This window comes from Paenisporosarcina sp. TG20 (assembly GCF_000286315.1).
GTDB lineage: Bacteria > Bacillota > Bacilli > Bacillales_A > Planococcaceae > Paenisporosarcina.
Window position 1 is genome coordinate 1 of record NZ_ALJG01000270.1, and the last position, 15,165, is coordinate 15,165.

The following is a 15,165-nucleotide window of genomic DNA, read 5'->3' on the forward strand; positions in this document are numbered from 1 at the left end:
TTTATTTTAATGCAACGCTAGTGGCTTTCTATATAAAATAGTTGTCATTATGTTATCTCCTTTACGAATGAAAAAACTGTCCTACTCATGCCGCAATACTTCTTTAAAAATATCTGCGCTTGAGGGACAGTCTATATAAAATTGATTATTCGTTTACATTCTCTACAATTGTAGCAATTCCTTGACCAACTCCAATACACATCGTTGCTAGCCCGTATTTAACATTTTGTTTTTTCATTTCATATAGAAGTGTTGTTAATATCCGTGCCCCACTAGCCCCAAGAGGGTGCCCAAACGCTATTGCTCCACCATTTACATTTACTATTTTGTCGTCTAATTCTAATTGTCGTATACATTCTAGTGACTGTGAAGCGAAGGCTTCATTTAGTTCAACGAGTCCGATGTCATTGGTTGTGAGCCCCGCTCGCTGAAGTGCTTTTCTTGAAGCGAAAATTGGACCTAATCCCATAACGTTTGGTTCTAGCCCCGCTGTAGCTCCTGCAACATATCTTGCTAGTGGCTTAAGGTTTAGTTCTTTCGCTTTTTTTGCACTCATAAGTAGCAATGCGGACGCACCGTCATTAACACCTGAAGCATTGCCTGCTGTAACTGTGCCACCTTCAAATATTGGTTTCAGCTTAGAAAGTTTTTCAAGAGTCGTATCCGGACGTGGATGTTCGTCTAGAATCACCGAAATTTTATTACCTTTGCGGTCTGTATAGACTACTGGTACGATTTCTTCAGCAAAACGATTTTCTTCCTGCGCTTTTTTTGCACGTTGTTGGCTAATGTAAGCAAATGAATCTTGTTTTTCTCGGGTTATATTATACCGCTGTGCAACAGTTTCTGCTGTTTGAGGCATCGAATCTGTTCCGTACATTTCTTTCAGCCTTTTATTAATAAAACGCCAGCCGATTGTTGTATCTTGAAGTTCCATAGTGCCTCGTGGAAACTCTTTATCGGGCTTAGCCATGACGAATGGTGCACGCGTCATACTTTCTGTCCCACCGGCAATGTATACATCTCCATCGCCTACTGCAATTGCCCTTGCAGCATACATAACAGCATCGAGTCCTGATCCACAAAGGCGGTTAATAGTGGTGCCTGCCACTTCAACAGGGAGCCCTGCTAGCAACGCCGACATTCTCGCCACGTTACGATTGTCTTCGCCAGCCTGATTAACATTTCCAAATACAACTTCCTCAATTTTCTCTGTCAAAAGGTTGGGATTACGTTCGACAAGAGCCTTAATAACGACAGCACCTAAGTCATCGGGTCGCACATCTTTTAACGCACCATTATATCTTCCGATGGGTGTACGAACGGCATCTACTATAACGACATCTATCATTTCGTAACCAACTCCTCTACTATTGTATAGTCGTATACACCTTTGCCGCTTTTTCGTCCTAGACGTCCAGCTTTTACATATTGTTCTAGAAGTGGCGCAGGACGATACTTTTCTCCAAGCTTTTCATGCAAATATCTCAAATTATTTAAACGTGTGTCGAGTCCGACGAGATCGCCAAGTTCAAATGGCCCCATTGGATAATTTAAGCCTAACTTAACTGCTTTATCTATTTCTTCTGGCGTTCCTAGCCCTTCTTGGAGCATGTAAAAGGCTTCGTTACCAACAAGCGCACTTATACGGCTTGTGACGAATCCTGGAAATTCGTTAATAACAACCGTTTCTTTGCCCATTTTCTCGGCTACTTCTCTAATCCTTTGGGCTGTCTCATCGCTTGTTTCCAAGCCGCGCACGATTTCTACAAGAGGCATTTTATGTACAGGATTAAAAAAATGCATTGCTATAGTTTTTTCTGGTCGTTTACCAAAAGAAGCAATTTCTGTAGGGCTCATCGTTGATGTATTTGTTGCAAAATAACAATGAGAAGATGCATGTTCTTCAATTGTTTCCATCACTTGCTTTTTTATAGCCATTATTTCAGGAACAGCTTCAATAATTAAGTCGGCGTTCAAAGCTGCTTTTGGTAAGTCGCTTTCATAACTTAAATTCTGACGAGCTTGTTTGACCTGATCTAATGAAATCTTTCCACGTGAAAGACCCTTTTCAAAAATATTGTCAATTTCTTGCTTTGCATTTTGCAATGCAGATTCATTGATGTCAACAACTGTCATAGCGTACCCACCAACTGCACCGACATATGCTATTCCTCTGCCCATCACTCCTGAACCAACAACAACGATATGTTTAATCATTATTCCACTCCTCCTTATAATAATGAAAGAATACGGACAAAGGTTATAGAAAACCCTGTCCGTAACTTCATTTATTTATTACAGTCCAAATGGATTCAAAGGACGGCTACCGTAGTATGATAGAATGCTTTTCGTTTCTGAGTAGAGATCTAGTGTTTCAATACACAACTCGCGCCCGAATCCAGATTGCTTATAACCACCGAATGGCGTTCCAGGAAATGCAGAAAATGGACAGTTTATCATGACGATTCCTGCTTGTATCTGATTTGCAACACGTGTAGCACGTGCCCCATCTTTTGACCAAACAGCTGAACCTAAGCCAAACTCTGTATCGTTTGCCAATCGAATTGCTTCTTTTTCATCTTTAAACTTCATAACAACGACTACTGGTCCGAAGATTTCTTCTTTAACAATTGACATGTCATGATTAACGTTTGCGATAATTGTCGGCTCATACCAGAATCCATTTTCATACCCTTCAGGTTTTGCAACATTACCTCCGGCGAGGATTTCTGCTCCTTCTTTCTTAGCGGATTGAACATACCCTTCAATTGTATCAAGTTGACCTTGATCTATAATTGCACCCATATGTGTTGCTTTATCAAATGGGTTGCCTAACTGTAATTTTTTAGTTTTTTCTACAAACTTGCTCATAAATTCATCATAAATATCTTCATGGACGTATAACCGTGAACGAGCTTCACATGATTGTCCCGAGTTATAGAAAATTCCAAATAAAGAGCCATCAACTGCAGCATCGATATCTGCATCTTCAAATACGAGACTTGGTGATTTACCACCTAGTTCAAGTGTGACTCGTTTTAACGTTTGAGAAGCTTTGCCCATGATGTCTTTTCCTATGGGAGTTGAACCTGTGAATGCTACTTTATCCACTTTGGGATGTTCAACTAAATAGTTCCCTACATCAGAGCCAGAACCTGGAATAATGTTTACTACGCCTGCGGGAACACCCGCTTCAAGGCAAATTTCTCCCAAAATAATAGCTGTTAAGGGAGTAAGAGATGCCGGTTTAACAATAACAGAACATCCTACAGCAATAGCAGGTGCAACTTTCCAAGCAGCCATCATCAGTGGGTAGTTCCATGGAATAATTTGAGCGCAAACGCCTACTGGCTCTTTTTCAGTGTAGTTGTGAAATTGACCAGGTACGTTGTTTACAGTTCCACGGTGTCCAACGATTGCGCCTGCATAAAACTCGAAATCTTCAATTGCTTGAGTGACTTGGCCCTGTGCTGCATGAAGAGATTTACCAGTATCTAGTATTTCCAATTCAACTATCTCATTAAAACGAGTACGCATAATAGCAGCGATTTTATTCAAGACTTGTGCACGTTTGCCAATCGGATACTTCTTCCATTTACCGTTATCAAACGATTCACGAGCCGCTGCTACTGCATTATTTGCATCTTCTTTTGATGCTTTTGCGACTTCAGCAATCAGTTCACCAGTTGCTGGGTTATATGTTTTAATCGTTTCACCTGTACTGCTTTTTACTTTTTCTCCATTAATAATTAAATGATAAAAGTCGCGTTTCGTCGATTCTTGCTCCATTTTATTTTCTTTAATGATTGTCATTTCATTACTCTCCCTATTGACCTGAATAAACAGGTTTTCTTTTTCCCATAAATGCATTGATACCTTCGCGGTGATCGTTTGTTAAGCCTGCTATTCGCTGTCCTTGTGCTTCTTGCTCAAGATAATCTTCAAAAGAAAGTTCTGTAACCGCTTTCAATGAACGTTTGATTAACCCGATTGCTTTTGTTGGTAATGAAGCTAGGCGTGTTGCAAATGCATTAACATCTTCTTCCCATGTTTCCACTGAAATTAGTCGATTTGCCAGCCCCATATCCACTGCATCAGCCGCAGATACTTTTTCTCCCAAAATAGATAGTTCTGCTGCTTTAGCCTGTCCGACTAACTGTGTTAAATAATAGAGATTACCAGAATCCGGTATGAGACCAACATGTACGAAAGCGTTTAAAAAACTAGCGCGTTCCGATACAAGCCTGAAATCACATGCAAGTGCAAGACTGAATCCTGCCCCAGCTGCAACACCGTTAATTGCTCCGACAATTGGTTTTTCACATTTTCTAATTTGCATAATCATTGGACCGTAATGGTCTCTTAATACTTGGCCATGATCCATATTTTCATCGACTTCTGATAAATCCTGTCCTGAACAAAATGCCCGTCCTTCACCTGAAATAACAACGCAGCGAACTTGGTCATCACTCGAGGCAGCTTTGATTGCTTCTTTAACTTCACGGTTCATTTGTGCGATAAATGCATTCAGTTTGGTAGGTCTATTTAAATAAAGCCACGCAATTCCGTCTTTGACATCATAACGAATTGTCTCAAACATTCAAATACCTCCTTACTTCCCTTGATAATCCGGCTTTCTTTTTTCAATAAAAGCATTCATGCCTTCTTTTTGATCTTGAGTTGCGAACAACAGATAGAAGTTTTTTCGTTCATATTGCATTCCTTCATATAAAGAAGAATCTACTGCTTTATTTACCGAATCTTTAATAAGGCGCAGTGATAGAGGTGGTTGTTTTGCAAGTTTATTTGCAAACTTCATCGCTTCCTCCATTAAAAGTTCTGGGTACACAATCTTATTGATGACTCCGTGTTTGAGAGCCGTTTCCGCTGAAATACGCTCTCCTGTCCAAAGCCATTCCAACGCTTTCGTACGACCAGCTAGTTTAGTCAGTCTTTGTGTACCACCTGCACCAGGCATGACACCTAGACCCACTTCTGGAAATGCAAATTCGGTATTACTTGCTGATATTAGTACATCACAGCAAAGAGCAAGCTCAAATCCACCACCGAAAACAAACCCATGAACCGCGCCAATGATTGGCTTTTTAATAAGTGCTAAACGATCCCATTCAGCAAATTGATTCAATAATTCCAGACTGATTGGATTCGCTTCAGTCATTTCATCGATGTCTGCTCCCGCTGAAAAGGATCGACCTTTTCCACTCAGTACGATGACACGGACAGTTTCGTTACGATCAAATGCTTCCATTGCAACAACTATTTCACTTATCATTTTCGTATTCAAAGAATTTAACTGACGTGGTCGATTAAGTTCAATAACAGCAGTGCTTCCCTTAAAGTAAGTTTCAATGAAATCAAAGTTGCTCATTAAGCATCTTCACCAATCATTAATGTGACTAGATTACCTGCGAATCCCATCAAATCCTTGCCAGAAGCTTTTCCTTCAGCTGAGCGTAAACCTTGCTGCAATGCTTCCAAGTTATCGTAAGTCATCTCACATGTAAGATAATATTTTCCTTCCCCACCCATAGGAGATCCTGTAACTTTAGTAACTTTCATTTCACGAAGTCCAGGGATTTTCGCAGTTAGGGGGCCGTGTACATTAAAGTAATGATTATCAAATTCCTCTTTGTTTTCAGGGTGTTTATATAATGCGATTAATTTAGCCATTTTATATTCTCCTCACTTTACATTAGTGTAGAAACAGGTTTCATTGCTTCAAATACGTTTTTACAACTCTTACAATACAAAATACTTCTGCATGCAGTAGGTCCGAAAATATTATCCATTGTCACATATGTAGATCCACAATATGCGCAATCTACGTGCCAAGAACCGTCTTCTTCAAAATGACGAGGTGGTGGAGCGATTCCAAACGCCCGCAAATTCACATGTCCTTTTTCTGTAATACGGTCTGAAGTCCATGGCGGATGGAAGACAAAATCTACTTCAACATTGCCTACTTCCGGCAATTCTTTGAGAGCATTCATCGTATTTAATTTAATAATCTCTAGTGCAGGGCATCCTAAGAAAGTAGGTAGCAGAACTACTTTTACGTTATTTCCTTGTGTGGTGACTTCTTCCACCATACCGAGGTCAATAATGCTGACAGAATCAATTTCAGGATCTTTTACGTTCATCAATACTTGATATACGAGCTCGGAAGTAACTTCTACAATTTTAGTCATTACAAACCCCCTTTCCGTATACTGATTACCAGACTGCAACTGGATCAAGATTGTAAACTTCGGAAAGTGTGATAAGTGCTTCATCCAAGTCTTTCGTATGTTCTCCGTTGCGCCCGTTTTTAATGGGTTTTTCTGGAATAAACGGAACTGTCATTTGAAGCGCAAGAAACACTGGTGTAATGCTTTCTTTCCAATTTTCCTTTAATTCTTCCTCGGTACCTATTAGTCTATTAGTCTCAATCGCTTGCTTTTGGTTGCCATAGGAGAATACATCTCCAAAATCATCCATTACGAGCGTGATGGCATCGTTCATTTTCTTTTTTGCTACTTCCGTTGAATTCATTAATTGTTTAAACCATGTTTCCCAGTGTAGTCTGTGGTAATAAAGTTCCATTCTCACTTTTACTGCCGCTTCTGCAACTGGTCTGTATGAACTTTCACATAAAGAGTCAATTTTTATTTTTTTAGCCTGTGTGTAAAAATAACTTCTTACAACTGCATATGCCCAGTCATATTGAGGTGTGTCCATATAGTAACCTTCACCATTAACCCGTTCAGTCAAGATGCTGTTTTTTCTTTCGTTTGCCACTCGGCAATGGGCAAGTTCATTAGCTTCTCCAACACCTAAATCTTCAAGAAGCTTGTAGTACATTGCTGCATGGCCCATGCTATCTTGACTAATTGAAGAAGATGCGATGTCTGCCTCAATATGGGGAGCGAGTCCTAGCCATTCAGAACCACGGTAGGAATACATAAAGTCATCGTCCGCCAATTGCAATAACAAGTCCTTAATCGCTTCTTTATATTCAGGGCTCATTAAGTTTTCATGACTATTCACTTTCTTTCACCTCCCCATGACAGTATCTCTTTTTCATCCAACAATTCTTGTTCGTACTTGCGCCACTTTTTCTTTAAGTAGCCATATCCTTTGGTCGTGCGGTAATCTTTATTTTCAAGCCTACCGAGGGACATTTTCTCTTCACTACTCATTTTTCTAATGTTCTTTCTATTTACAATCCAAATATCAGCAACCGGTTCACGACGCATGAAATTTTCCTGCGCCAAAACAAATGCCATATCTTCATTTGGAGCAAGTAGGCTGAATTGGTACTGGAATGTTGAACTCGGCGTTCGCTTGCTAAAAATTTCGAATTCTTGATAAAAGTTCTCTTCGGCCATTATTCTACGACTCCTTTCTCTATCTGACTGTCGCACTTAGTGCTTCTCGCACCCATGAATTATATTCATAAGAATGACGGCGTAGGTTCAGACGTTCTTGTGAACGTGGCCCTTGGTTTTTAATGATTTTCTTAAATTCATTCCAATCTGGCTGTTTGTAAGACCACAAATTACTTTCTGCATCATAGTTTAGAGTTGGGTCAGGAATCGTTAACCCTAGTGATAATATTCGCGGAATGTATTTGTCAAAAAATAGTTGTCTAAATTCTTCATTTGTTTTTGTACGGATCTTATATTTAATCGTCAAGTCTTGCTTAGATGAACCCGTCGTTTCTTTACTGGCCGGTCCAAAGAACATTAGTAAAGGTTCCCACCAACGATTTAAAGACTCCTGGACCATTGCTCTTTGCTCATTTGTTCCTTCTGCTAACGCCATGATAATTGATTCACCGTGTTGAGCATGAAATACTTCTTCTGCACAAATACGCTGCAGTGCTCTGGCGTATGGTCCGTATGAAGCTTTTAGCATATTTGTTTGTGTAATGATAGCTGCTCCATCAACCAACCAGCCTATAACTCCTGCATCTGCCCATGTTTTTGTTTCCATGTGGAAAACATTATGGAATTTCAAGTCTCCGTTGAATAAATCTTGCATTAAATCTCCGCGATTTTTGCCATACGGCAATAATAAATCTTCGGTTACACGAAGAAGAAGTTGACCATGACCCATTTCATCCTGAACCTTCGCCATAATGCCAAGCTTTCTATTAAGAGTAGGTGCTTTTGGTACCCATTCTTTCTCAGGTAATGCCCCCATTATTTCGCTCATGCCATGCATGGAAATTAATTTAATCAATGTCTGTCTATACTCTTCAGGCATCCAATCATCTGCCTCAATTTTATCTTCAGCTTCAATTCGCTGCATGAAGTGTGCTAACTGTTCCTCTTGTTCTTCTGCTGTAATGAGTAAACTCGTCATTTAAGTTCCCCCTTTATTTAATGTATGTAATTCTACCAGTTAATATAACAACATTTTAACGGAGTTACATATAATAGTTATATACAAAACCAGTATATAACATCAATATATATAAATCAAATGTTCTGATAAATTTAATTATTCCTCATTTGTTTACATTTAGAACTTTTTAAAAACTAACTGGTACTCGCTCCACAGGCGATGCACGTTGTCTGATCAATAATGGTATATCTAGCCATATCAATCATCCGTTTATTTTTTTATCAAGTCCGTTAGTATTTAAAGTGTATATTTACTTTGTTGTGAGTAATAGATGTTTTCCTTTTAACAATAGTTAATAACTGTTATTAACTGTTATTAACTGTTATTAACTATTGTTAAGTTTAAATACGAAGTTGCATGGTTGGTTGCATTGTGATGGATAGGAAGCATATGTACTAAAGTGTTATCTGAATTCCTTAACTATAACAACTATTTGAGGATCATCTTAATTGGCTGGATCAGAATGCTTGTTCTTCTCTCTTGCTGATATCAGGATTAACTGCTTCACCTGAGCAAGGTATCTTGGAAAATTCAATAGACTGTAAAATTTGATCTATATCAATAAATCCTATTTTTTTCTACATTCAATAAAAGGTTATTCTACAGCCAAATTCATAAAAAAATTGTAAATGGGTATACCAACTTTCCTGATGAAAATATCAGGAAAGATATTTATTGGTACCTTGTTACTTTGTCTGCTTTATAAAGGAACATAAACTTTATTGTGGATTAAGTGAGCTATAGGAAAGCAGATTAAATAGCAACGACTTAATAAGAGGAGATTATTGATATGAATGTTCAAAGAGCACAAGAAATTGCTGCGTCCCCAGTTATGGCTGATGTAATATATAATGATGTTTCAATCTATATTCAACATGTAGATGAGAACAATGGGACAGCTAGAATTTATTCTCTAAGTGAACCAGAAAATGAACTAGATGTTTCATTAGAAAAACTAATTGAACAATGATTTAGAAGAAATTTAAACTTAAAACAAAAGCCTCTCTTTAATAAGAGGGGCTTTTGTTTTTTACAATTAAGTGTATTTAATTTTTGGATCCGTTTGGGTATTTCAGGGTATTCCGGCTCTTGTGGTAACAGGAATCACAAGTTAAAAAGCGAGATTTATTAGACATGTTCTTGCCGCATTTCTTGCATGTTTTCTGATAATCGGTAACTTCACTCTTTAAGTATTCATGAACCCCGTCACTAATTTCTGCACGGACACGTTCCCAATAAATTGCTTCAGTTCTTCTGTTCAATCGGTATAAGAATAAGAGATGAAGACCGATAGCTTTATAAGAAAACTCTAGCTCTTCGAGATTTCTTGTTTTAATGAACGGTTCTGGAAGTTCTTTGCTCTCTGCAATAGCTTCTAAAGTGTTGAACCATTGGTGTACGAGTCCAGTTTCTTTCCCTGAGAATGGAAGGTGGAGAAAGCCGTATAAATCTAAAAGAGAAAAATGCGTTTCTATTTCCGTATTTTGAATCAGTTCATAAAGCTGAAACTCCTGAGAAAGAGATGCTTTTTTTGTACCCTTTGGTGGAGTGAATTTCTTCCATAATTCAAAAAAGTAGCCCATATGCCTGTAGTATTTCTGGAAATGTTCAAATACAGCAGCTGTTGGTGCAATTGCAAATATCTGGACTGGCTCGTCTACCTGCTCCAACAACTGCTGCATACTTTTTATGTCAGAAGTAAATGCAACCTTTCCTTCTTCAAATATCCCCTTTCTACCTGCCCTGCCCGCAATTTGTTTAACTTCCTGAGATTTTAATCTTCTTCTTCGAGTTCCATCAAATTTCTCGTTTTCAAGGAAAACAATGCGTTGGATAGGAAGATTTAAGCCCATTCCAATGGCATCAGTTGATACGACAACAGATGTTTCACCTTCATTAAAGCGATCGATTTGTTTCTTTCTTGTCTCTGGTGGCATACTTCCATAAATCACGCTGACACTATGTCCATTCCGTTGAAGAAAAGAGGCAGTTTCAAGAACTCTCTTTCTTGAAAAACAGACAATGGCATCCCCTTTTCTTGTGTTTTTCAGACTGAATTCAATTGGTTCGACTTTTAGAGGAGTTTCCCTCCTATATTCATGAAGTTCAATATCAGACTCACCTAAAAGCTCATAAAGCATTAATTTAATATTTCGGCTTCCAATGATGTGTACTTCTTTTGCATTCGCCTTCATAATTGCTTGATACCATGAAAATCCACGGTCTTTATCGGCAATCATTTGAGATTCATCAATAACAATTACTTCATAATAATCTTTTTCATGAAACATCTCGACAGTAGATGAAACATGGCGTGCATCTTTCTTTAGTTTCTCCTCTTCTCCAGTCTTTAGTGAACAAGGAATACCAACTGCATTTAGCTTATCGTAAATTTCAAACGCAAGAAGTCTAAGAGGAGCAAGATACAAACCACTTTCAGCTTTTTTCAATTTTTGGAGTGCTTGATGTGTCTTTCCAGAATTTGTTTCCCCAATATGTAGTACATATTTCATGCTCCTTCCTAGTGTGGGAGTATAGGCCTTGCCGAAAATATCGTCTATAATTCTTTCTTCTTCTTCAATCTTACGTAATTGGTTTGCAAGTTCTTCATCTTTTCTTCTCTCTCTGTTCACTTTATCTTGTTCAAAGATCTTTTGATGCAATACTGCATTAAATGGTGTATTCATCAGTTGCAATAAATCAGCAAGATATTCTTCTTGAAGTTCTGTAAAACAAGCATCAGATAAATCAGTCAATTTATTCGTTAGTATTTCGTTAAGTTGTTTTACAGTCAGCTGTTCCTTAAATGCTTTCCAATATTCAAGCTGTACTTCATCGTTTAGATTTTCAATAATTATTTTAGATATTAAATTTAAAATAAATTCAAACACTAACCTTTTATAACGATAATAGTACGTTTCGTACTCATAATGTTTCCTCCCCCAGGTAACATGAGAGTGAATATCGCCTGTTAATTCTTCGAAGAATTCAGTTATCTTTAAATAATCCGTAGATACAAATAACCCTGTCTTTTCTAAACGTTCTTCAAGTAAATGAAGCTCCAGGTATTGGTACTTTGGTCTGACTTGGAGATCATTTGTTATCATCTGTGCAATATGGTTACGGACATTTACGTAGATTAAAAAGAAATTCTGTTGAAAAAAATGGGTAGAAAACTGTATAAGCTTTTCTTGAACTTTAGAGCGATTTTCGCCTAATTTTAAAAATTCTGTTTGTTCTAAGTTTTTTTGCCTTGCTTTAATGTATCTCTGTTCCCAATCTTGCTGAAAGTCTGTAAAGCTTTGTTTGAGCCAATTAAGAACATTAAAGGGATGGTGGTGTTTTATTTCTTTGAGAAACATTTTATTCACTCTTTTTTGGGTTTCCCCTGAAATATCAATTCCTAAGGCTTTTAAAAAATTCTTCTTCTCATCTTTTTTAACATCTCTAGAAGCTATATTTATCCATACATCTAACCAAATTTGTTCAATATAAGCTATCCTGTCAGAAATGTAAGTTTCAAAGTTTGGTTGTAGCTCTTTTTTTTCATAGTATTGCTCAACATCCTTAATAACCTTTTGTTTTGTAGTCTCGATTGCAATCGGGTATATATCTTTCAATTTCATTTTAATAATCCCCTTTTACATTGAGGTGTCAGATAGGGTAATAAAGCGACTACCGCAAATAATCATCATCTATATTTTCTATACAGTTTTCCCTGGATCTTAACATCTATCCAACAAAACTTCATCAGTATATTTATGTTCCGAGGCATTAATTGAATTTGATAATAATACATTAATTGGTCAATCAATCCATTGATTTTGTTGTTCTTCTTCAGCTACCATCTGTAAGTCATCTGCAGATATCGTAATTATTTGATAATTATTACGTTCTGCATATTTTAAGGCTAGTTCTTTCATAAACTTAGGTGATCCTTCATTTTCCTCATCATAAATTATTAACAAACCATCTGAATTTCGTATAATGAACTTATTTTTTTCTATAAATTGCGAGGCCCCTTCGTAAGTCTTTCTGGTGACACTTGTTTGAAAATCAGCCTTAGCACAAATCATTTGATATGTTTCTTTTTTAGTTTCGTTCCAGTTTTTTTCTTGCTCCAAGAATGGAGTGATAATTGCATATTTAAGTTTTGGATACATTTCTTTTAATTCTATAACCAATTCAGCAGCCCATGTCTCGACACCTAATTGTCCGCTTAAAATCACCCATTCAAGTTCTTCTTCTAGCAATACGAGAAGATGTAATTTTAATGCTTTTTTTATAATGGCAACACCAGGATGTTTATTGTCAAACACTCCAATTTCATGTGGTTTATAGCCCGTAATTACTAATCTTTTTATCATGGATATCCTCCGAATTAATGGCTTTATATCTCGTTAGTTTATCATTTATTAGACGACAATTGAATAGCGCTAGAATTCTTCACAGGAATAATACTCTTGACTTAACAAGAGTATTATTACTAATAATTTAAATTAAAAACATCGCTACAATTGTTGTGGCAATTAGTCCAATTGTCACTGGGAATAAGTTTCTTCTTGCAAGTTCAAATGGATCGACACCACAAATCGCAGCAGCAGGAATTAAAGCCCAGGGAACTAAAGTACCGCCACCAACCCAGATAGCTGCTATTTGTCCTAATGCTGTTAGTGTTGCTGCCCCAGCACCGATTGCTGTTGCAAATATTTGTGCTACAGAACCAACGAGAGATATTCCTGAGAATCCAGAGCCATCTAATCCTGTAATCGCACCCACCACTGTTAATGTCACTGCACTTATTTCTTTACTAATTGGTACTAATGATGCGAGTGCTACTCCAAGGTCATTTACGATGCCAAGAGAGTTTTTAGGTAAAAGGTCTCCAATAATTTTTGTGAATCCAGAGTCACCTAAATAAAAAAATGCAGCAATAGGAATAACGGCACCGAAGACTTTGAAACCAAACTGAAAGCCTTCGATTAAGTAACTGGTTGCTTGTTCTAACCCCTTATTACGATGGCTGACCATGGTTATTAATAAAAGAATGAAAATAGATGTACCGCCTATTAATGCAGTAGCATCACCACCCTGCAAATTAAGTAAAGACATTACAACTACATCGCTTGCAAAAACAATAGGGATAAATATCGAGAAGAAACGTTTTTGATTGGAAGATAGTAATAGTAATTGTTGTGGTGTTGGTTCAGCGTGAGGTGTTGTCGCTAAACCAGTTTCATTCGTTAGTTTCCCGGATTTCAAATCACGTTTCAAAAAATAAAATGCTGTTATTGTTGTCACAAGTCCCATCACAATTACAAGAGGTATACTTGCACTAATCACGTCACCAACAGGAAGACCTGCAGCATCTGCAGTTAGTTTAGGAGCTCCTTGAATAATAAAATCACCAGACAATGCGATACCATGACCAAATAAATTCATAGCCATAGCCACCCCGAGTGCTGGTAACCCTACACGTATTGCTACAGGAAGTAAAACAGCACCCATTAATGCTACCGCTGGAGATGGCCAGAAAAACCAAGAAATGACCATCATAAGAATTCCAATTGTCCAGTATGCTAAAGCTGGAGTTCTAATTAGTTTAGAAAAAGGTGAAATCATGACATCATTTATACCAGTTGTTGTTAAAACCTTACTCATTGCAACGATAATAGAAATAACAAGGATGGTTGGGAGTAATTCTGTAATAGCAAAAATAAAACTTGTAAAGATGCTACTAATTGATTCACTTAAAGATCCAGTTGCTGTAATAGCTATTAAGAAAATACCAACAATACTTACAATTGTCGTATCACGTCTAAAAACCATGAAACCAATAATCGAAAAGATAAAAACAACATAAATCCAATGCAGCGCTGTAAGCTCAACGCCCATTTTTTCCGCACCTTTCTATTGTTGTATCATTGGAATGGTTTTCCGCCATTCCAGATGTATTATAGAATATGAGGTGATCTTAGAATGGTGTAAAGATAATTTAAAATTTAGTGTAATTCTATGCTTTTATCTTTTCGAACACTAAAACTAACTAAATCTCTTTTCATCACAGACTTTTATGCAATTCTTCCTGCCTCCGAGTGGAACGTATGTTCGTTTTATGGTACACTGAAAATAGGTCAAATATTCAGGAAAAGAGGTGTTGGGAATGGCAAAGGAAACATCCCCGACTTTCGTGCTGAAAGTCAAGATGCATACTGATGAGAGCGATGAAAAGCTAATTGAAACCGAGTTGGAAATCAATCGAGCGATCAATAATACGTGCTTGGGCGAACTGTTGAAGCGGGAAAAATGCATGAAGCGGACGAAACGCCACAAACAACTCATTCGTATGTACCGTGCCATTTCCAAGAAACTCGCAGGAGCGGAAAAACAGAATAACAAAGCTTCCATCAGCTTCTACAAATTAGAGAAAGAAGAAGTGAACGGAAAGTTCGCTGTACTTCGGAAAGAATTCGGAGTGTCTGAATTCAGCATCCACCAGTACATGAATCCGATTCGTTCGCATTTCGAAAATCAGGTCAACGCAAATGTTGCCCAAAAAACCGCCACCCGAGCTTGGAATGCGTTCAAAGAAACGATGTATGGAAAAGCCAATAGCGTATTTTTTAAACGGAAAGGCGAAATGGACTCTTTTGAAGGCAAGACCAATGGAACGGGATGGGTTTATAAAAACCGCAAAATCAAGTACGGCAATCAGTTCATCGAACTAAATGTCAAACGGAACGACACGTATCT

Annotated in this window: 14 protein-coding genes and 1 pseudogene; 2 read left to right on the top strand and 13 right to left on the bottom strand. The window is 37.6% G+C overall.

Annotated features, from left to right (window positions below):
* Window positions 1-145: 145 nt before the first annotated feature.
* The 10 genes from B371_RS0107965 to paaA form a co-directional block, all read right to left on the bottom strand.
* Complete coding sequence (locus B371_RS0107965; protein WP_019413783.1) at window positions 146-1,351, bottom strand: acetyl-CoA C-acyltransferase; 1,206 nt, start codon at window positions 1,349-1,351, stop codon at window positions 146-148.
* Window positions 1,348-2,220, bottom strand: coding sequence for a 3-hydroxyacyl-CoA dehydrogenase (locus B371_RS0107970; protein WP_019413784.1), 873 nt, complete (start codon window positions 2,218-2,220; stop codon window positions 1,348-1,350). Before B371_RS0107970 ends, B371_RS0107965 begins: the two co-directional genes overlap by 4 nt.
* Before the next feature lie 78 nt (window positions 2,221-2,298).
* A complete protein-coding gene (locus tag B371_RS0107975; RefSeq protein ID WP_019413785.1) occupies window positions 2,299-3,816 on the bottom strand; it encodes an aldehyde dehydrogenase in 1,518 nt (505 codons plus the stop codon).
* A 13-nt stretch (window positions 3,817-3,829) separates the two neighbouring features.
* On the bottom strand, window positions 3,830-4,603 hold the full coding sequence (locus tag B371_RS0107980) for an enoyl-CoA hydratase-related protein (protein WP_019413786.1): 774 nt from the start codon (window positions 4,601-4,603) through the stop codon (window positions 3,830-3,832).
* 12 nt (window positions 4,604-4,615) lie between these two features.
* Window positions 4,616-5,392 (bottom strand): enoyl-CoA hydratase/isomerase family protein, encoded by a 777-nt coding sequence (locus tag B371_RS0107985; protein ID WP_019413787.1) that lies wholly within the window; start codon window positions 5,390-5,392, stop codon window positions 4,616-4,618.
* Window positions 5,392-5,694, bottom strand: a complete 303-nt coding sequence (locus B371_RS0107990) for an EthD family reductase (RefSeq protein WP_017378717.1) — start codon at window positions 5,692-5,694, stop codon at window positions 5,392-5,394. The genes B371_RS0107985 and B371_RS0107990 overlap by 1 nt, the downstream gene beginning before the upstream one ends.
* Before the next feature lie 17 nt (window positions 5,695-5,711).
* Window positions 5,712-6,212, bottom strand: a complete 501-nt coding sequence (paaD, locus tag B371_RS0107995) for a 1,2-phenylacetyl-CoA epoxidase subunit PaaD (protein ID WP_019413788.1) — start codon at window positions 6,210-6,212, stop codon at window positions 5,712-5,714.
* Between the two features lie 25 nt (window positions 6,213-6,237).
* On the bottom strand, window positions 6,238-7,050 hold the full coding sequence (gene paaC / locus B371_RS0108000; protein WP_019413789.1) for a 1,2-phenylacetyl-CoA epoxidase subunit PaaC: 813 nt from the start codon (window positions 7,048-7,050) through the stop codon (window positions 6,238-6,240).
* Window positions 7,047-7,391 (bottom strand): 1,2-phenylacetyl-CoA epoxidase subunit PaaB, encoded by a 345-nt coding sequence (gene paaB, locus B371_RS0108005; RefSeq protein WP_019413790.1) that lies wholly within the window; start codon window positions 7,389-7,391, stop codon window positions 7,047-7,049. The genes paaC and paaB overlap by 4 nt, the downstream gene beginning before the upstream one ends.
* Before the next feature lie 19 nt (window positions 7,392-7,410).
* On the bottom strand, window positions 7,411-8,370 hold the full coding sequence (paaA, locus tag B371_RS0108010) for a 1,2-phenylacetyl-CoA epoxidase subunit PaaA (protein WP_019413791.1): 960 nt from the start codon (window positions 8,368-8,370) through the stop codon (window positions 7,411-7,413).
* Window positions 8,371-9,202: 832 nt separating this feature from the next.
* Between paaA and B371_RS0108015 the strand changes: the two genes are divergently transcribed.
* Window positions 9,203-9,382: a small acid-soluble spore protein H gene (locus tag B371_RS0108015; RefSeq protein ID WP_019413792.1), complete on the top strand. Its 180-nt coding sequence runs from the start codon at window positions 9,203-9,205 to the stop codon at window positions 9,380-9,382.
* A gap of 76 nt (window positions 9,383-9,458) precedes the next feature.
* Here the strand turns inward: B371_RS0108015 and B371_RS0108020 are convergent, their stop codons facing one another.
* From B371_RS0108020 to B371_RS0108030, 3 genes are all read right to left on the bottom strand, one after another.
* Window positions 9,459-12,038, bottom strand: coding sequence for a DEAD/DEAH box helicase (locus tag B371_RS0108020; protein ID WP_019413793.1), 2,580 nt, complete (start codon window positions 12,036-12,038; stop codon window positions 9,459-9,461).
* 180 nt (window positions 12,039-12,218) lie between these two features.
* On the bottom strand, window positions 12,219-12,779 hold the full coding sequence (locus B371_RS0108025; protein ID WP_019413794.1) for an SLOG family protein: 561 nt from the start codon (window positions 12,777-12,779) through the stop codon (window positions 12,219-12,221).
* 127 nt (window positions 12,780-12,906) lie between these two features.
* Complete coding sequence (locus tag B371_RS0108030) at window positions 12,907-14,307, bottom strand: hypothetical protein (protein WP_019413795.1); 1,401 nt, start codon at window positions 14,305-14,307, stop codon at window positions 12,907-12,909.
* Window positions 14,308-14,575: 268 nt separating this feature from the next.
* Here B371_RS0108030 and B371_RS0108035 point away from each other — a divergent pair.
* A pseudogene (locus B371_RS0108035) lies at window positions 14,576-15,165 on the top strand (hypothetical protein); the annotation flags it as partial.

Coding starts and splice junctions, on each gene's coding strand:
- paaB (WP_019413790.1), bottom strand. CDS start 7,391: ATGGCCGAAGAGAACTTTTATCAAGAATTCGAAATTTTTAGCAAGCGA.
- paaA (WP_019413791.1), bottom strand. CDS start 8,370: ATGACGAGTTTACTCATTACAGCAGAAGAACAAGAGGAACAGTTAGCA.
- B371_RS0108025 (WP_019413794.1), bottom strand. CDS start 12,779: ATGATAAAAAGATTAGTAATTACGGGCTATAAACCACATGAAATTGGA.
- B371_RS0107965 (WP_019413783.1), bottom strand. CDS start 1,351: ATGATAGATGTCGTTATAGTAGATGCCGTTCGTACACCCATCGGAAGA.
- B371_RS0108030 (WP_019413795.1), bottom strand. CDS start 14,307: ATGGGCGTTGAGCTTACAGCGCTGCATTGGATTTATGTTGTTTTTATC.
- B371_RS0108020 (WP_019413793.1), bottom strand. CDS start 12,038: ATGAAATTGAAAGATATATACCCGATTGCAATCGAGACTACAAAACAA.
- paaD (WP_019413788.1), bottom strand. CDS start 6,212: ATGACTAAAATTGTAGAAGTTACTTCCGAGCTCGTATATCAAGTATTG.
- B371_RS0108015 (WP_019413792.1), top strand. CDS start 9,203: ATGAATGTTCAAAGAGCACAAGAAATTGCTGCGTCCCCAGTTATGGCT.
- B371_RS0107975 (WP_019413785.1), bottom strand. CDS start 3,816: ATGACAATCATTAAAGAAAATAAAATGGAGCAAGAATCGACGAAACGC.
- B371_RS0107985 (WP_019413787.1), bottom strand. CDS start 5,392: ATGAGCAACTTTGATTTCATTGAAACTTACTTTAAGGGAAGCACTGCT.
- B371_RS0107980 (WP_019413786.1), bottom strand. CDS start 4,603: ATGTTTGAGACAATTCGTTATGATGTCAAAGACGGAATTGCGTGGCTT.
- B371_RS0107970 (WP_019413784.1), bottom strand. CDS start 2,220: ATGATTAAACATATCGTTGTTGTTGGTTCAGGAGTGATGGGCAGAGGA.
- B371_RS0107990 (WP_017378717.1), bottom strand. CDS start 5,694: ATGGCTAAATTAATCGCATTATATAAACACCCTGAAAACAAAGAGGAA.